The organism is Nitrosospira sp. NpAV, assembly GCF_000832065.1.
In the GTDB taxonomy this organism is placed as follows: Bacteria; Pseudomonadota; Gammaproteobacteria; order Burkholderiales; family Nitrosomonadaceae; genus Nitrosospira.
Window position 1 is genome coordinate 1 of record NZ_JXQM01000074.1, and the last position, 1197, is coordinate 1197.

Sequence of the window (1197 nt, forward strand, 5' to 3'; positions counted from 1 at the left end):
GGACGTATTCAAACTCTCGTTTCAGTTGCAGATGTAGTGTCTGTGAATGGACGGGGCACGCCGGTCTGGTTATATAGTATAGGGAGCGCCCCTTGATCACAAATTGGGCGATTATGAAAACATCTTTAGAAGCAGTGAATAACAAACAAAAAAAATGCACTCCACGATTCTCACTGATTTAGCTGCCAAGCAGAACTCTGCCGCTGTGGTTCGTCGAATCTATCCCGCCCAGCACCCCTCCAGTCCTGCGCCCGGATTGCCTCAAGCGCGTCTTGAAGCAAGGCTGTCTCTCACTTTTGCGAAAGATGGCGGCACGACCCGATTGGTGGGGAGGGATCATTTCGGCCCGTTGCTGGTGCAGAAACCCTTTTATCCCGATGGCCAGGACCTTTGCCAGGCCGTCATCATCCATCCACCGGGCGGAGTAGTAGGCGGAGACAAACTGGATATCGCCGTCAAGGTTGGCGCGGTGGCAAAGGCGCAAATCACGACGCCCGGCGCAGCCAAATGGTATAAGGCCAACGGCCATGTTTCGCGTCAGAATATAAAGCTCGAAGTGGGCGCCGGAGGCATGCTTGAGTGGGTGCCGCAGGAGACCATCTTTTTCGATGATGTAAATGTGGCGCTCGATCATCAAGTCGTGCTGGAGAAGGAGGCAAGCTATATCGGTTGCGAGATTTTATGTTTCGGCCGGACCGCCTCCGGCGAGTCCTTCACCAAGGGGCAGATTGCGCAACGCATCGGCATCCGCCGCGAGGGGAAGCTGATCTGGTTCGAGCAACTCCGCTTGGCTGGTGGCAGTACGGCAATGAAAAGTCCCCTGGTGCTTGCCGGCAATACCGTCTGTGCTACCCTGATTGCCGTGGGGAAAGACGTGTCCCCCGCGATCCTGGATACAGTGCGCGAGGAAGCGGGTGCCATTGCGAACGGCGCCGGTCATCTCGGTATTTCACGGTTGAAACCGGTCGTGGTTGCACGTTATCAGGGGAATTCGAGCGAGACGGCACGGCGGATTATGCTGCATATTTGGGGTCTGCTGCGTCCCGAGATGCTGGGCCGTGAAGCAATGGTTCCGCGTATGTGGAATACATAATCTCCACTATCAAAGTAGCAGGGATTGTTGATTTTGAAACAGACGGTGTCAAGTTGGCTGTAGCCAGGATATTGAAGAAGTAGGGCGATGATTAATTTAACGAG

General features: G+C 54.6%; 1 protein-coding gene. It reads left to right on the forward strand.

Features of this window, described 5'->3' with window-relative positions:
• Nucleotides 1–154: 154 nt before the first annotated feature.
• Nucleotides 155–1093, forward strand: a complete 939-nt coding sequence (locus SQ11_RS15370; protein WP_052494305.1) for an urease accessory protein UreD — start codon at nt 155–157, stop codon at nt 1091–1093.
• Nucleotides 1094–1197 lie beyond the last annotated feature (104 nt).

What these genes read in the sequence shown, in the direction of transcription:
- SQ11_RS15370 (WP_052494305.1), top strand. Translation starts at nt 155, where the DNA reads ATGCACTCCACGATTCTCACTGATTTAGCTGCCAAGCAGAACTCTGCC.